A 16,586-nucleotide genomic window follows, 5' to 3' on the forward strand; every position below is an offset into this window, starting at 1 on the left:
TACACCGTTCATGATGATTTCGTTATCACCCAAACCGGCTGGTCTGATGCTGTTGCTGAGTCTTGCGGCCGGAGTTGTGCAGGCCGCTCCTCCGACCGACCTGAACCTGACACGCTGGGCCGAAAAGGCAGCGTTCAAGGCGCAGTCTGTGGCCTTTTTACCAGGCAGTGACGGTGCTCGACGTCTGGCAGCGAGCGTCAAGGGCGGGCTGTTGTTGCTGGACGATCAGGGCCGCGAACTGGCAAGCATGCCGGGTTCCTTTCAGGGGCTCGACAGTCGCCTGACAGGCTCCAGTGTGCTGGTTGCGACGCTGGACAACGGCCGCCAACAGGCAATGCTGACTCAGCTAGACCAGGCGACAACGCAGTGGACGAAGCCGCTGTACTTGCCCGCCCGTGATTATTCTGTGGCCGGGCTGTGCCTGTACCGCGATGACGCCAGCAACCTTTTCGTGTTTCTGGTCGGCGAAGAGGGCAAGGGCGAGCAGTGGCTGGTGGGCGCGGCTGACCGCTTGAATGACACGCCGCGTCTGGTGCGCAATCTGCCGCTGCCGCCGAACGCTGAGTTCTGTCAGGCAGACGACGCTGCCCACCGCCTGTTCGTCAATGAACAGAACATCGGCTGGTGGGCCTACCCGGCGCATCCAGAAGCGGACGTCGCTCGTCAGCCGGTGGCTCTGCGCGAGCCGTTTGGCGAGCTGAAACAGGCGGCGGGTGCCATGGCTGTGGTCCCCGGTGGGTTGCTGGCGCTCGACCCGAAAGGCAAGTCCTTGCATCTTTATCAGCAGCAGGGGCAGTCAGAGAGCTGGACGCAGGTGGCCGATCTGTCGCTGATGAACCTGAAAAAGCCCGAAGGCCTGTCTGCGCGTGGAGACAAGGTCGGTTTGCAGCTGCTGGTCAACGACAACGACGGCGAGCGCCTTTATCAGGGTGAGTTGAGCTGGGCGCCACAACCGGTGGCTACTGCTGCGCCGTTACCCAGTGTCATGCCGCTCAGCCAGAGCCAGCCGGTCGGGCGGCAGGGCGATGCCGCCGATGATCCGGCGATCTGGATCAACCCGCAAAACCCGGCCCTGAGCCGAGTGCTGGGCACCAACAAGAAACAGGGCCTGCTGACCTACGACCTCAGCGGCAAACAGTTGCAGGAACTGCCGGTCGGGCGCTTGAACAACGTCGATGTGCGCCCCGGCTTCATGCTTGGCAAGCGCAAGGTCGATCTGGCGGTGGCCAGCAACCGTGACCGCAACAGCCTGAGCCTGTTCAGCATCGACCGCAGCAGTGGCGTGGTCCGCGAAGCGGGCGAGATCCCTACGCCACTGGCAGAAATCTACGGTGTCTGCCTGTTCAAGCCGGCCAGCGGCGAGCTGTATGCCTTCGCCAACGGTAAAGACGGCAGCTTTCTGCAATACCGCCTCAGCGCAGCGGATGGCAAGGCACACGGCGAGCTGGTGCGGCGTTTCAAGGTCGAGACCCAGCCCGAAGGCTGTGTCGCCGACGACCAGCGTCAACGGCTGTTTCTCGGTGAAGAGGACGTCGGTGTCTGGGAAGTCGATGCGCGCGCCGATCAGCCCGCGACGTTGTCCAGCGTGATCAAGGTCGGCGAGGCGGTGCATGCCGACGTCGAGGGTCTGGCGCTGTATCAGAGTGACAGCCACGACTATCTGGTGATCTCCAGTCAGGGCAACGACAGCTACGTGGTGGTCGATGCCGAGCCTCCCTACGCGCTGCGTGGCGCTTTTCGGGTCGGCCTGAATGCACAGGCCGGGATTGACGGCACGTCTGAAACCGATGGCATCGAGGTGACTTCCATGAACCTGGGCGGCGCTTGGAGCAAGGGCATGCTAGTGGTTCAGGACGGGCGCAAGCGCATGCCCGAACAGGCACAGAATTTCAAATTCGTGCCATGGGCCGAGGTCGTGAAAACCCTCTCGCTGCCGTAAGTCGTTTGTCATCAAGCGATGCTAATCATTCGTTCCACTACAGAGGATTACCCGATGCACGCCACCCTCGAACACATGACCGTCTGGGGCCTGATCAGCGATGCCAGCCTGCTGGTCAAGGCCGTGATGCTGATTCTGCTACTCGCATCGCTGGTCAGCTGGTTTCTGATCATCCAGCGCAGCCTGGCCCTGCGTCACTACGAGCGCTCGCTGGATGCCTTTCAGCAGCGTTTTCGCAGTGAAACCGAACTGGCTCCGTTGTATGCCGAGAGCCGTTCGGCTCCAGGGGGTACTGAAGGCATCAAGCAGGTCTTCAACGCCGGTTACGCCGAATACGTGCAGCTCAAACAGCGTCCGGGCATCGAGCCTGACGTGGTGCTGTCAGGTGTCGAGCGCTCGCTGCAAGTCGCGATCAGCGAGCAGGAGTTGCAGTTGGAAAAAGGCCTGCAATTTCTTGCCACGGTCGGCTCGGTCAGCCCATATATAGGCCTGTTCGGCACGGTCTGGGGGATCATGAATTCCTTCATCGGCCTGTCGCAGGTGCAGCAGGCCACGCTGTCGACAGTTGCGCCAGGCATTGCCGAGGCCTTGATCGCCACCGCCATTGGCCTGTTTGCCGCCATTCCGGCGGTCATTGCCTACAACCGCTTTGCGGCGCGCGGCCAGACCCTGACCGCCCGTTACTATGCCTTTGGCAACGAATTGCAGGTGCGCCTGAACCGCACGCTGCAAGGCCTGACACGCAACATGGCCGCTGCGGCCTGAGGACTTGCCATGCTGGTCAAACCGCAACGCAAACATGGCCCGAAAGCCGAAATGAACGTCGTGCCGTACATCGACGTGATGCTGGTACTGCTGGTGATTTTCATGGTGACCGCGCCGATGCTGACCCAGGGCGTGAAGCTCGACCTGCCGAAAGTCGCCAGCGAAGCGCTTGCCAGCGATACGCGGCAGCGCATCGTGACCCTGTCGGTCAAGGCGCAAGGCGGCTACTACTGGAACCTGGGCGATACCGTTGATACGCAGTCGCAGACCGATCAGGCTGCCAGCCTTGAAGACATGCAGGGGCGCATCGCGCAAATCGTGGCCGAGCGCCAGGACACTCAAGTGTTCATTCGTGCCGATGACAAGGCTGACTATGGCCGCGTGGTCGCAGCCATGGCGGCGCTGCAACGCAGTGGCGTGACGCAATTGGGGCTGGTGACCGAGGCACCTCAATGAACAGCATGGCCCTCAGCTATGAACCATCTCGCGGCGAATCGGTGAACTGGCTCTGGTTCCGCAGCAATGGCCTGGCGGCGGCTGTCGCGCTGGCGTTGCACGGGGCGCTGCTCGGTGGGTTGATGCTGGGCTGGAGTGTGCGTGAAAAACCGCCTGAGCCACCTCGAACGTTGACCACCCAGCTACTGATTCTGCCGCCCGCACCCACACCAGTGGCCGCAGCACCGGCAGCGGTTATCGAGCCTGCCCAGATTCCGCCGCCGGTTCCCGTCGCCGCGCCGCTGCCGGTCGCAAAACCCATCGAAACCCCGAAGCCACAGGTCGAACCGCAGCGTCAACTGGAACAGGCTGCCCTGGCGCGCAAGCGGGTGGATGAGCAGAAGCGTGAGCGCGAAATTGAACAGCGTCAAAGTGCGCAACGGGTTCTTGAAGCGCAACAGCAGCAACGCCTTGCTGATCAGCAGCGCCAGCAGGTTCAGGCCGAGCAACAACGTCAGGCCGAACAGGCGCGCCAGTCCGCTGAGCGTGCCCGTCAGTCGCAAGTTGCGCAGCAGGCACAACAGCAAGCTGCCGCCGACAGCAGTCAATATCAACCGTTGAGCAAAGAAGCCCCGGACTACCCGGAACGGGCACTGGATAAAGGCATCGAGGGGGACTGCACGGTGGTGTACGACGTGTCACCGCAGGGCAAGGTGGTCAACCCACAGGTACAGGGCAGTTGCCACCCGCTGTTCATACGTCCGTCACTGGCGGCAGCGGAAACCTTTCGCTATCAGCCGAAGATCGTCGAGGGCAGGGCGGTGACCGTTTCAGGGGTGAAGAATACGTTTCACTACCGGATCAAGTAGCGCTGTCGCGTGACGCAGCGAGCCTGAAAAGCTGCGGCCCGTTCGCGCCAAATCTCGTAGCAGCCTGAAAACGCAAGATTTTTTCTTGCCTCGCTTGACTTCCTTTTCCGAATCAGTAACATAGCGCTCATTCCGCGATAGCTCAGTTGGTAGAGCAAGTGACTGTTAATCACTGGGTCCCTGGTTCGAGTCCAGGTCGTGGAGCCAGACATGATTCAGAGGTGATGTATAAAACCTCTGAACCCCAAGAAACCCGCCTTATGGCGGGTTTTTTCGTTGCAGCGGTAATCTCACCGATTCTCCTGCCGATGCTCCGCCTTGGCATGCTCAGGACGCTCCGCGTCCACTCTTGAGTGTGCGTCGCGGCGCAGATCTGTGACAGAGCGAAAGGCATTCCCACTGGATCGTGAGGAACGAGCGCTTTCTTGGGCCCCTCATCCTCAATACGGCGAAATAGTCCCCAGCAAGCCCACTGCGATCGCCAGCAATAGAAAACCTATCAATGAAAGTCCGAGCTTGCCCATGAGAATCTCCTGCTGATCTGCCATGTCGCAAGCCGCAGGTGCCAGGGATTGGCGGTCGGCATGCGCGTTTGAATGCACGGCCATTATCGTGTGCAGTGAGTTTCTGGTACAGATTCAGAAACGGCTTAAAAATACGGATCAGTTGCCGCAAAGCGGTCTGTCCCAGGAAAGATCAAAACGACGCAATGATGCGCCCCAGCATCGCCATGGCCTGTTCGCTGCGTTCATCCCATGGTGTGCCGTAGTTCAGGCGCGCGCAGTTCTTGAAGCGTTGCGATGCGGAAAAAATAGGGCCGGGTGCCAGGCTGATGCCTTGGGCCAGCGCGAGCTGGAACAGTTGCAACGAATCCACCTGCTTGGGGAATTCGAACCACAGAAAGTAACCACCGACCGGCTTGGTCACGCGAGTCCCGGTCGGGAAATAACGTGCGGCAGCGGCGAGCATCGCGCCTTGTTGCAGTTCCAGAGTGTCGCGCAGTTTGCGCAGGTGCCGGTCATAGCCGCCATGCTTGAGGTAATCAGCGATGGCGGCCTGGGCCGGGACCGAGGGCGATAGTGTGGTCATGAGTTTCAGACGATCGATCTGCTCGGTGTAGCGGCCGCCAGCCACCCAGCCAACGCGATAACCGGGTGCCAGAGTCTTGGAAAACGAGCTGCAATGCATCACCAGTCCGCTGCGGTCCAGGCTTTTGATCGGCTGGGGCGCCTTGCCGCCGTAGTAAAGTTCGGCGTAGACATCGTCCTCGATAAGCGGTATCTGCCGCTGTTCCAACAGGTCGTAGAGCCTGACTTTTTTCTCCTGCGTCATGCTCGCGCCCAGCGGGTTCTGAAAGCTGCTCATGAACCAGCAGGCCTTGATCGGCAAGCGGGTCAGGCTGTCCTGCAACGAGTCCAGGTCCACGCCATCGCGCGGGTGCACGGGAATTTCGACAGCCTTGAGCTTGAGTCGCTCCAGCACTTGCAGGCAGGCGTAGAACGCAGGCGCTTCTATGGCGACCAGATCGCCAGGCTCGGTGACGCATTGCAGGCACAGGTTCAGCGCTTCCATTGCGCCATTGGTGATCACCAGCTCGTTGGCGGGCAGGCGTACGCCGCCGATCATGTAGCGCAAGGCAATTTGTCGGCGCAGCTCGGAGTTGCCGGAGGTCATGTCACTGACGATGGCGGTCGGTGTCATTGTCCGAACGGCGCAGGCCATCGATTTGGCAAGCCGCGGCAGCGGGTACAGGTGCGGGCTGGGAAACGCCGAGCCAAAGGGCACTGTGTCCGGGTCCTTGAGCGAGCCGAGCACTGAAAAAATCAGATCACTGACCCCAAGTTCCGTGCCTTCGCTGGTGTGCCTGACCAGTTCCGGCTCGGTCAGCGCGTTGGAAACATGCTCCCGAACGTAATAACCCGAGCGCGCACGAGCCTGAATCAGGCCCTTGTCTTCCAGCAGGTAATACGCTTTGAAGACCGTAGCAGGACTGACCGACCAGGTGCGACTCGCAACCCTGACAGAAGGGACTTTCTCTCCGGCAGGCAGCACGCCGCTGCGAATCATCTCCGAGATGTCGGCGGCGAATTGTTCGTAGCGTTTCATGGGCGGTATCTTGTGAGCAGTGCGTGCATCATGCGCGAAATGAGGAGTGGCGAACAGAGTCAATGCTTGGGCAAAAAGACGTATCAGATGGCGCTTTGCGGTTTTCAAATGTGGAACCATTCGTCCAACAGCACAGCACGCAGGGTCATCCGGGTTGAACCCCTCAAACGCATAGGTCTATGATATCCGCGTCCTTCGACTCATCAAAGGAAACACGTTTGTCTCGTACCAACTGGCTGCCTACGCCGCCTTAGCGCTACGCCCCCTCGCCACACCTTGACCGCCATTGCTGCGGTCGCCTGTCGCTGTGCCCGTTTCGCGGTCGCCGCCACCTCCACCTAATTCAATCGAAAACTGATGCTGTTGCTCGTCCGGCACTCGTTGCTGTGCGTCCTGCCGTGTCTGCCATAGGTATTGCTATGCTCGAAAAAATCAAAACTGCGTGGTTTTCCAACGTCCGTGCCGATGTTCTTGCCGGGCTGGTTGTTGCATTGGCCTTGATTCCAGAGGCCATCGCGTTCTCGATCATCACCGGCGTGGACCCGAAAGTCGGGCTGTATGCGTCGTTCTGTATCTGCACGATCATCGCGTTCGTGGGCGGACGTCCGGCCATGATTTCTGCTGCTACCGGTGCGATGGCACTGCTGATGGTGAACCTGGTGAAAGAGCACGGTCTGCACTATTTGCTGGCAGCGACGTTGCTCTGCGGGGTATTGCAGATCATCGCCGGGTATCTGCGACTGGGGGCATTGATGCGCTTTGTTTCGAGGTCAGTCGTCACCGGTTTTGTGAACGCACTGGCGATCCTGATCTTCATGGCTCAACTGCCGGAGCTTACTCACGTGACCTGGCCGGTGTACGCAATGACCGCAGCCGGTCTGGCGATCATCTATCTGTTCCCCCGAGTGCCTGTACTGGGAAAACTGTTGCCTTCGCCGCTGGTGTGCATTCTGGTACTCACGGCGATTTCCATCTACATGGGCCTCAATGTGCGAACCGTGGGCGACATGGGCGCGATGCCCGACAGTCTGCCGACCTTCATGTGGCCGGAGGTGCCGCCGAGTCTCGACACGTTGCTGATCATCCTTCCGTATTCCGCCGCACTGGCGGTCGTGGGGCTGCTCGAATCAATGATGACGGCTACCATCGTCGACGACCTGACCGACACTGGCAGTGACCGGAATCGCGAGTGCAAAGGGCAGGGCATCGCCAACATCGCCAGCGGTTTTATCGGTGGCATGGCAGGCTGCGCCATGATCGGGCAGTCGATGATCAACGTGAAATCAGGCGGAAAAACGCGCCTCTCTACCCTCAGTGCGGGTGTCTTGTTGCTGATCATGATGCTGTTTCTCGGCGACTGGCTGGCGCGCATTCCGATGGCAGCGTTGGTGGCGGTGATGATCATGGTGTCGATCAGCACCTTCAGTTGGGGATCGATCCGTAACCTCAAAGACTATCCACTTTCGACCAACATCGTGATGGTGGTCACCGTGGTGGTGGTCGTGGCCACTCACAACCTGGCGTATGGCGTACTGATCGGGTCTCTGCTGGCCGCAATGTTCTTTGCCAGCAAAATCGCCTGTTACCTTGACGTCACCTCGCAGCGCGATCCCTTTCACAGTCACCGCACTTACTACGTGACCGGCCAGGTGTTCTTCGCCTCTGCTGACCGCTTCATGGCGTCATTTGATTTGCGGGAAAACCTCGAAACGCTGGCCATCGATCTGCGCGAGGCGCATTTCTGGGACATCACCGCGGTGGCAGCGCTGGACAAGGTAGTGATGAAACTGCGAAGGGCAGGTGTCAGCGTGGACGTCGTAGGCATGAATCGCGCCACGGCGACATTGGTGGACCGGTTTGGCGTACACGACAAGCCGGACAGCATTGATTCATTGATGGGGCATTGATCGCCCATCAGGCCGGAATTTCCAGCCTGATGACCGATCCACCGCCAGGCCTGTTGCGCACCTCGATCAGGGCGCCATGTTCGACACAGATGGCACGGGCGATGGACAGGCCAAGACCGCTGCCGCCGGAATAGCGCGCCCGCGATCGTTCGGCGCGCCAGAAGCGGTCGAACACCTGTTCAAGGTTATCCGGGCCGAAGCCGGGGCCACGGTCCGAGAACGTCAGCTCGATATTTCGTGCGGTGGTTCTGGCGACAATCAGCAGTTCGCCACCCAGCGCCGAATAGCGCAACGCGTTGTCCACGAGGATGTTGACCACCTGGCCGATACGGTCGCGATCCGCCATGATGCTCAGGCGTTGCGGGATATCGAGCTTCACCTTGATGTTTGCCTCATCGAGTTGGTCGGCAAACCAGCTCAGGCGTTCGGCCACGAGTTTCTGCAAAGGGAATTCAGACTTGTCCAGCGTCAGCTGGCCGGCGCTGGCGAGTGACAGCAGGTGCAGGTCGCTGACCAGTTTGTTCAACTGGTTGAGTTGTCGATGGACCATTTCCAGTTGCGCGAGATCGCGCGGAAAGACTTCATCGATCATGCCCTGTACGCGGCCCATGGCGGCGTTCAACGGTGTCCTCAACTCATGAGCGATCATCGCGCTGGACTCACTGACTTCCAGCTCGTAACGACCCAGTTGAATGGTCATGGTGTTGAAGTCGCTGACCAGCGCCTGCAGCTCGTCAGGCCCGTCGGAGTCCGTCGGCAGGCGGGTCTTGAAGTCGCCTTGGGCAACCTGGCGTGCGCCTCTGGCAATCGAGGAAAACTGACTGGAAAGTGGACGTGAGAACAGGAAGCCGAAAAAGATGACGATGGGAATGGCCGTCATCACCAACCCCGCCAAAACCCACCACTCCTTGTTGGCAATACCGGGCAGCAGATTTTCGATTGGGTAGTACTGGACGAACAGTTCGCGAAGCCTGGCGATGTTCATTTCAGGATCGGCTTGCAGCTGCTCAAACTCACTGCGCACCTCGACTGGCATTGCCTGCAGGGTCATCCAGTCAGACACCGTAACGTGCAGCCACATGCAAAACGCGATAACGATGACGGCACCCACCGCCAGCATGCTCATGCGCATGCCGACCCAATGCCACAACGGTTGCTGCCTGTGTCGGAAAAGGTATCGCATGATAGTTACCTGGATCTGCCGGCTGTCTGGATCTGGCAGCTACCGGAATCGATAGCCGACCGAGCGCACTGTCACGAGCACGTTATGCACGCCGTGGAGTTCGAGTTTGCGACGCAGATTATGCACATGTGCGTCGACCACTCTGGCCAGCGCTTCGCTGTCGGGCAGACATATCTCGAGCAGCTCTTCCCGGGTGAAGGCCTTGGAAGGCGTTTTCAGCAACGTGGAAAGAATCTTGAACTCGGTCGGGGTCAGGTCCAGCAGCGTATGCATGGCGTCGTTGTTTTCGATGGTGGCGGTGACCGCGTCCAGGTCCACCAGCAATGTCTGGTAACGCAAGTGCCGCTCGTTGCTGCTGTTTTGTTGGGAGCGTCGCAGCACGGCATGTACGCGGGCGACCACTTCCTTCGGGTTATAGGGCTTGACCACATAATCATCCGCACCATAGCGCAGTGCGCCGAGTTTTTCCGGCTCGTCGCCCATGGCCGTCACCATGATCACCGGTGTATCGCTGCAACGCCTGACCGCCGACAGCACGTCGGTTCCGCTGACCAGAGGCAGCATCACGTCCAGCAAAATCAGGTCGGGTTTCCACTGGCGATGCATGTCGATGCCGCGCTGACCGTTTTCGGCCAAACCTACGGTAAAACCGTCACGACGCAGGTAGGCGTCGAGAATGCTGGCACTGTCGGCATCGTCTTCGACGATAAGAATGCGTTTTCCTGACACAAGCGTGCCTCTTGATCAAATCTTGATAATTCACGAACGGTTTATTGAAAGTCGGCGTTCAGGATGGTGTCCAGAGCCCACTGTCGCGGACAGATCCTATGCTGATGAGTACACCGCTGTCCAAGCGTATCCGCAACCTCAGGTACCGTTATCTGGCAGCATTGCTGAGCCTGAGTTTTTCCGGTTGCTCGCTGATTCCGGACTACCAGCGACCGGCGCTGCCGGTTCCGGCAGATCAGTTCTCCGGCGTGGTGCCTGCTGCTGATGTGTCGCCTGCAATCGTGCTGAGCGCTGACGAAGCAGCGCTGGTTTCCGAGTTGTCTGCGAACGGGCAACTGCGTGCTCTGCTGCAAGCTGCCCTGGCGTTCAATCGCGACTTTCGTGTGGCGACACTGCGGGTGGAAGAGGCGAGGGCCATGCGTGGCATCAGTCGCGCCGACCGTTTCCCGACCCTCGCCGCAGGCGTCGAGCGTGATCGACAGCATTTCGATGATGCCGCTGCCGATGAGCGATATGGCCAGGACATCTCTATTGCTTCGCTGGGCATTTCTGACTTCGAACTGGATTTTTTTGGCCGGGTACGCAGCCTGTCCGAGGCGGCGCAACACGATTACCTGGCCAGTACTTACGGTCAGCAGGCGGCGCGCAGTGCGTTGGTTGCTGAAGTGGCGCAAGCCTGGCTGACGGAACGTCTGGCCGCTGCGCTGCTACAGGATGCGCAGGCCGTTCGCGATGCTCGGCTTATGCTGGTGAAAGCGGCCGAAGAGCAGCAGCGTCAAGGCGCCATCTCGCTGGACGATCTGCTCGTGCAGCGTCTGCAGGCGTTGAACGCGCAACAGCAGGTACAGGATGCGCTTGGCGATCATGCCAGTGCATCGCAGGCATTGTTGTTGCTGACTGGCTACTCGACAGCGCTGCCAGTCGCGAAGCCTGACATGCCGGTGCTGAGCAACGCGCTGCTTGATACGCCTGCCTGGCTGGCGAACCTGCCATCACAACGGCTGCTGGAGCGCTTTGATATCCGTCAGCGCGAAGAGGCGCTCAAAGCCGGCAATGCCAACATTGGTGCCGCGCGCGCAGCGTTCTTTCCATCCATAAAACTCAGCACTGGCATTGGCATCCAGAGCGACAGCCTGCGCACGCTGTTCAGTGGCGGCAGCGGCGCCTGGTTGTTCAGCCCGCAGCTGAGCCTGCCGCTGTTCGACGGCGGGCGTAATCAGGCGAATCTGGATCTCGCCCAGGTACGCCAGCAGATCGCTGTTGCTGAATATGAGAAGGCGATACAGAACGCTTTCCGGGAAATGTCCGGAGTCCTGAGCCGACGTCAGCAGGCGCTGGATCATGCGCGCAATGAGGTCGAGCGTGTCGCGCTGGTGCAGGAAAAAGTGCGGCGTCTGTCCTTCGAGCTGAACGCAGGTGCTGCCGACCGTACAGCCTTGTTGACCTCCAGCATCCGTATCGCCGAAGCCGACGCAGCCTGTCGCAAGTCCCTCGATGATCTACAGCAAAACCGTATCGATCTGTTCCGCGTACTGCGCGGCGCAGAACCCGCAAGCCCCTCGAAATCCTGACCGAAACCGGAGTATCACCATGACTCATGACCTCTCTCATTCTCGCGTACGTCACACTTTGCTCAACGTGCTGATCGCCTCCGCTGCCATGGCCCTGATCGGTCAGGCTTATGCTCAGGGCAGCGATTCTGCTGACAGTCAGTCGATTCTCGGCGACCAATTCAACGTCAACTTCGGTCTGGGTATGGCCGTGTTGCCCCGCTATATGGGTGCGGATGAATACCGCAGTCAGGTGCTGCCGATGCTTACGGTTCAGCGCGGGATCTTTTTTGCTGACACCACTCGTGGTCTTGGGCTTCAGTGGCAATCGGCTTCCGGGTTCGGCGCCAGTGCGGCGCTCAATTATGACTTTGGCCGTACCGAGAAAAACAGCACCAACCGTCCTGGCTCCAATGAGCTCAGGGGCATGGGTACCGTCGAGGGCGCGACCGTTGGCGACTTCATGGTCTCTCAGCAGCTCACGCCATGGTTGTCGGCGAGTGCCGAGGCCGAGTTGCGGGTGGCGGGCGAAAAACGTGGGAACCGCTACCGGTTGGGCTTTGAAGGCATCGCTTACCACAGCCAGAGTGACACGGTGACGCTCGATATCGATGCGCATGCCGGCGACGGCCGTTACAACCAGACCTATTTTGGCGTGAGCCCGATCCAGAGCCAGCGCAGCGGCTTTTCCAGGTTCACGGCAGACAGCGGCATTTATGCCTATTCGGCGGCACTCGCCTGGCAGCATACCTTTGACGCTCACTGGTCAACTGTCGCCAGTGTTGGCGTCACTCATTACACCGACCAGACCCGTGGCAGCCCGCTGGTCGAAACCGATGCCGAAGGCAGCGGCCTGCTTGCCTTGAATTACGCCTTCTGAAGAGTGGACGCCTGCCATGCGATTTCATCCTGATACGTTTCCTGCTCCACGCCGATGTGTTGCCCGCGCGTGCAGCATCGTACTGATTGCCTTGCTGGCTGGTGGCTGCAGCGACAAACATCCGGCCAGCGTCGCGGCTGTACGTGCCGTCAAGGTCGAGGCGGTGCACGCAGGTGAGGGTGCCGTGATGCGTTTTATCGGTACCGTTCGGCAGCAGCAACGCGCCAGTCTGGCGTTTGAGTCGGCAGGTACCGTTGCCGAGTTGCGGGTCGATGTCGGAGATGCCGTGGAAAAGGGCCAGGTACTTGCCAGCCTTGATCGGCAGCCTGCGACCTTGCATCTGCAACAGGCGCAGGCCAGTGCGCACCTGGCCGCTGCGCAGGCAGTCGAGCGTGAGCAGAACTATCAGCGCCAGAAAAATCTGCTTGCGGCAGGCAGTGTTGCGCAAAGCGTTGTCGAGTCGGCCCTGGCATCCCGCGAGCAAGCCCGGAACGAACAGATTCGGGCGCAAGCCGAAGTGGCCTTGGCGCGTCGTGAGCTGGATCATAGCCAGTTGATTGCGCCGTTTGCCGGGCGGGTGGTGGCGCGCCATGCAGAGCCGCGCAGCGTGTTGCCTGCCGGGCAGGCGCTGCTGGATATCGAGTCCGGCGCAGAACAGCAGGTTGTGGCGGCTGTTCCGCTGGCGTTTGCCGAGGCGCTCAAGCCCGGCGACCTTGCCAGAGCCTCAAGCACGGCAGACACCACTGACGGTTTTGATCTGGTGCTTGAAAGCATTTCGCCTCGATCCGATGACGGGTTGGTAAGAACCGGCATCTTTCGTGTATTGCGTCCTGCCGACAGGCTGCCCGGCGGTATCACGCTACTCGTACAGGTGCGCCCTGACGCTGCAACGCAGGCCCTTTCGGTTCCCGTTCAAGCACTGTGGATGGGAACTGACAGTAATACGGCTGAGGTTTTCGTCTACCAATCGGGTGGAACAGTGGCCATCCGCTCTGTTTCCCTGGGGGCGGTCAGCGCGGGTCGAGCGATCATCCACACCGGGCTGGTCGCGGGGGAGCAGGTGGTGACTGCCGGAGCCGCTTTTCTGCAGGACGGACAGACCGTCAGCCTGTACCAGCCGACCAGCCGTTTGAGCGGAACTGCGCCATGAACCTTACCTATCGTGCAATGGGTGCGAGTCGCCTGACCTTTTTCGTGGCCTGCCTGATTTTGCTGGCGGGGGTCGCTACCTTTTCGGGTTTTCCGTCTCAGGAAGAACCTTCAGTGACGGTTCGGGATGCGCTGGTCAGCGTCTCGCTGCCGGGACTTTCCGCAGAGCGCACAGAAGAACTGCTGGCCAGGCCGCTGGAAGAAAAAATTCGCGAGCTGGCCGAGATCAGGAATGTGGTGACCACGGTCAAGCCTGGCCGGGTAACGGTGCAGGTAACCGCTTATGACAGCATCAAGGATCTTGGGCTTTTATGGCAGCGACTGAGAGCCAAAGTCGGTGAAACCAGCGGTGTGTTTCCGCCCGGCACCCAAGGGCCTTTTGTGGATGACGATTTTGGCCGGGTGGCAGTGGCTTCCGTCGCCGTGACCGCACCGGGCTTCAGCATGGGCGAAATGCGCGGGCCGATCAAACGGCTGCGCGACCAGCTTTATGGGCTTCAAGGAGTTGATCAGGTCGAGCTGTATGGCCTGCAAGATGAGCGAATCTATCTGGATTTCGATCAACAGACCCTGGCTGCCGCAGGTCTGTCGCCTCAACAGTTAATGCAGCAGTTGCAAGCCCGCAACCTGATCGCGTCGGGAGGTAACCCGGTTATCGGGCAGCAGAGCACCACACTCTCGGTGAGTGGCGAAATCCTTTCGCTGGAGCAATTGCGCCAGTTCCCCGTGCAGTTGGCCGGCGGTCAGAGAGTGGCACTGCAAAGCCTGAGCAAAATATCGGCGGTTCCGGTCGGTCCGCCGGAGACCGAAGCTATCTATCAGGGGCAGGATGCTGTGGTGCTGGCGGTTTCAATGCAATCCGGCCTCAATGTTCAGGCCTTCGGCAGCGCGCTGCGCAAACGCCTCGGCGAGCTGGAACAGCAACTTCCGACTGGCTTTACGTTGCACGTCGTGACGTTTCAGGCTGATGTGGTGCAACACGAGATGAGCAAGATGTACCACGTCATGGCTGAAACCGTGGTTATCGTGATGTGCGTGGTCATGTTGTTTCTCGGCTGGCGTACCGGGCTGGTGGTCGGGGTTATCGTGCCATTGACGATCTTGAGTACGCTGCTCGTCATGCGTTCGGTGGGCATCGAGCTGCAAACGGTGTCAATTGCCGCGATCATCCTGGCCCTGGGGTTGCTGGTGGACAATGGCATTGTCATCGCCGAGGACATCGAGCGGCGTCTGCATGCCGGAGAAGAGCGGCGAACCGCGTGCGAGGAAGCAGGGCGCACACTGATGATCCCCTTGCTGACGTCCTCACTGGTCATCGTGCTCGCGTTCTCGCCATTCTTTTTGGGGCAGACCAGCACCAATGAATACCTGCGTTCACTGGCGATTGTGCTGGCGACCACGCTGATCAGCTCCTGGCTGCTCAGCGTGACGGTGACGCCGCTGCTGTGTTTCTACTTTGCCAAGGCTTCGGCCGTCGTCGACAAGTCTGCTGCCGATGAGTATGCATCAGGGTTTTATCGTGGCTATCGCAGCGTCATCCAGGCGCTGCTCGATCACTCCCTGCTATTCATCGGCAGCATGGTTGTTCTGCTGGTGGCTGCGGTCGTGGTATTGACTCACGTGCCCTACGATTTCCTGCCGAAATCAGACCGCATGCAGTTCCAGATTCCTCTGGTAATGGAGCCTGGCAGCAGCTCGCGCGACACCTCACAGGCCGTGCGCGATATCAGCCAGTGGCTGAGCAACGACCAGGATGTAAAGGACAGCATCGGTTATGTTGCCGATGGCGGCCCGCGGATCGTTCTGGGCCTCAATCCGCCTTTGTCTGCCCCGGACATTGCCTATTTCACCGTCAGCGTGCGCGAAGGCGCCAATGTAGACGCGGTGATTGACCGGACCCGGCGCTTTCTTCTGGCGCAGCACCCGGAAATCGAAGCGCAGCCCAAGCGTTTTTCGATGGGCACCACTGAGGCGGGGATTGCGATCTATCGGGTCATTGGCCCTGATGAAAAAGTGTTGCGAACGATTGCCCGCCAGATCGAACAGGCCTTGTCGGCGTTGCCTGGCACGCAGGACGTAAACGATGACTGGCGCACCCGATTGTTGCGTTATGACGTCCTCGTCGATCAGTACAAGGCTATGTCGGCGGGTGTATCCACTCAGGATATAGCTCAGGCATTGCAACTGAGAAACAATGGGCTGGCGGTGTCCTCGTTGCAGGATGGCGAAACTGCGGTGGCCATAATGGCCCGAGAACAGGGCACGCCGAACATGCCCGCGAGCGAACCGGGCAGCACGCTGATCTATCCAGCCTCCGGTGCTGCGCCGCTGATGTTATCCGCTATTGCCACACTCGAGCCCAAGGCCGAAGCCTCGACCATTCAACGCCGTAATCTGGAGCGGGCTATTACCGTGGTCGGACACAATCCGTCACTTACCGCAGCATCAATCGTGGAACAACTGGCACCGCAAGTTGCGGCACTGAAGCTGCCAGCCGGTTATCGCATTGAACTGGGTGGCGAGATAGAAGACTCGGCCGAAGCCAATCAGGCGCTCTTGCAGTACACGCCGCATGCGCTGATTGCGATGCTGCTGCTGTTCGTCTGGCAATTCAATTCGTTTCGCAAATTGCTGATTGTTATTTCCAGCGTGCCTTTTGTGCTGATTGGCGTGGCGCTGGCCCTGCTGATTACCGGGTATCCGTTCGGCTTCATGGCCACTTTCGGGCTGCTGTCGCTGGCGGGAATTATCGTCAATAACGCGGTCTTGCTGCTGGAGCGCATTGAAGCCGAGCGCGGTCAGGGCCTGCCGGTGCGCGAAGCGGTGGTCAATGCGGCGGTCAAACGGTTGAGGCCGATTGTAATGACCAAACTGACCTGCATCATCGGCCTTGTGCCACTGATGCTGTTCGCCGGTCCGCTCTGGGAGGGCATGGCCATCACGATCATGGGTGGACTTGCACTGGGCACACTGGTGACCCTGGGCCTGATTCCCATTCTGTACTGGCTGCTGTTCGACAAGCTTGATCGTTTGCGCGGCCGTACCTGAATGATCCAGGTTCCTGGCGTATGTGT

13 protein-coding genes and 1 tRNA gene are annotated in these 16,586 nt (G+C 59.8%); 10 read left to right on the forward strand and 4 right to left on the reverse strand.

Annotated elements, in window-relative coordinates; all coding sequences use genetic code 11:
• The first annotated feature begins 10 nt into the window (after positions 1 to 10).
• From N018_RS10880 to N018_RS10900, 5 genes are all read left to right on the forward strand, one after another.
• Entirely contained in the window at positions 11 to 1,939 is a 1,929-nt protein-coding gene (locus N018_RS10880; RefSeq protein ID WP_025389557.1) for a phytase, read from the forward strand.
• 54 nt (positions 1,940 to 1,993) lie between these two features.
• Positions 1,994 to 2,704, forward strand: coding sequence for a protein TolQ (gene tolQ / locus N018_RS10885; protein ID WP_025389558.1), 711 nt, complete (start codon positions 1,994 to 1,996; stop codon positions 2,702 to 2,704).
• Between the two features lie 9 nt (positions 2,705 to 2,713).
• Positions 2,714 to 3,160, forward strand: a complete 447-nt coding sequence (tolR, locus tag N018_RS10890; RefSeq protein WP_024645547.1) for a protein TolR — start codon at positions 2,714 to 2,716, stop codon at positions 3,158 to 3,160.
• The gene (locus N018_RS10895; RefSeq protein WP_025389559.1) at positions 3,157 to 4,008 is read left to right on the forward strand and encodes an energy transducer TonB; all 852 of its coding nucleotides are present in this window, start codon (positions 3,157 to 3,159) and stop codon (positions 4,006 to 4,008) included. Before tolR ends, N018_RS10895 begins: the two co-directional genes overlap by 4 nt.
• 131 nt (positions 4,009 to 4,139) lie before the next feature.
• Positions 4,140 to 4,215 (forward strand) — tRNA-Asn (locus tag N018_RS10900).
• Between the two features lie 233 nt (positions 4,216 to 4,448).
• On the opposite strand, the gene N018_RS27755 is transcribed toward N018_RS10900, so the two are convergent.
• Both N018_RS27755 and mapR read right to left on the reverse strand, forming a co-directional pair.
• Positions 4,449 to 4,616, reverse strand: a complete 168-nt coding sequence (locus N018_RS27755; protein ID WP_195757173.1) for a hypothetical protein — start codon at positions 4,614 to 4,616, stop codon at positions 4,449 to 4,451.
• An 88-nt stretch (positions 4,617 to 4,704) separates the two neighbouring features.
• Complete coding sequence (gene mapR, locus N018_RS10905; RefSeq protein WP_025389560.1) at positions 4,705 to 6,114, reverse strand: GntR family transcriptional regulator MpaR; 1,410 nt, start codon at positions 6,112 to 6,114, stop codon at positions 4,705 to 4,707.
• A 419-nt stretch (positions 6,115 to 6,533) separates the two neighbouring features.
• On the opposite strand from mapR, the gene N018_RS10910 reads away from it, so the two are divergent.
• Positions 6,534 to 8,021, forward strand: a complete 1,488-nt coding sequence (locus tag N018_RS10910; protein WP_025389561.1) for a SulP family inorganic anion transporter — start codon at positions 6,534 to 6,536, stop codon at positions 8,019 to 8,021.
• A gap of 7 nt (positions 8,022 to 8,028) precedes the next feature.
• On the opposite strand, the gene N018_RS10915 is transcribed toward N018_RS10910, so the two are convergent.
• Positions 8,029 to 9,204 (reverse strand): sensor histidine kinase, encoded by a 1,176-nt coding sequence (locus N018_RS10915; protein ID WP_025389562.1) that lies wholly within the window; start codon positions 9,202 to 9,204, stop codon positions 8,029 to 8,031.
• Between the two features lie 39 nt (positions 9,205 to 9,243).
• The gene (locus tag N018_RS10920) at positions 9,244 to 9,933 is read right to left on the reverse strand and encodes a response regulator (RefSeq protein ID WP_024645552.1); all 690 of its coding nucleotides are present in this window, start codon (positions 9,931 to 9,933) and stop codon (positions 9,244 to 9,246) included.
• A gap of 98 nt (positions 9,934 to 10,031) precedes the next feature.
• Between N018_RS10920 and N018_RS10925 the strand changes: the two genes are divergently transcribed.
• From N018_RS10925 to N018_RS10940, 4 genes are all read left to right on the forward strand, one after another.
• Positions 10,032 to 11,504 carry an efflux transporter outer membrane subunit gene (locus N018_RS10925; protein WP_025389563.1) on the forward strand — a complete coding sequence of 491 codons (1,473 nt, stop codon included), beginning with the start codon at positions 10,032 to 10,034 and terminating at the stop codon, positions 11,502 to 11,504.
• A 19-nt stretch (positions 11,505 to 11,523) separates the two neighbouring features.
• Complete coding sequence (locus tag N018_RS10930) at positions 11,524 to 12,363, forward strand: MipA/OmpV family protein (RefSeq protein ID WP_024645554.1); 840 nt, start codon at positions 11,524 to 11,526, stop codon at positions 12,361 to 12,363.
• A gap of 82 nt (positions 12,364 to 12,445) precedes the next feature.
• A complete protein-coding gene (locus N018_RS10935) occupies positions 12,446 to 13,513 on the forward strand; it encodes an efflux RND transporter periplasmic adaptor subunit (RefSeq protein ID WP_025389564.1) in 1,068 nt (355 codons plus the stop codon).
• Positions 13,510 to 16,560: an efflux RND transporter permease subunit gene (locus N018_RS10940; protein ID WP_025389565.1), complete on the forward strand. Its 3,051-nt coding sequence runs from the start codon at positions 13,510 to 13,512 to the stop codon at positions 16,558 to 16,560. Before N018_RS10935 ends, N018_RS10940 begins: the two co-directional genes overlap by 4 nt.
• Positions 16,561 to 16,586 lie beyond the last annotated feature (26 nt).

This window comes from Pseudomonas syringae CC1557 (assembly GCF_000452705.1).
GTDB classification, from domain to species: Bacteria; Pseudomonadota; Gammaproteobacteria; order Pseudomonadales; family Pseudomonadaceae; genus Aquipseudomonas; species Aquipseudomonas syringae_F.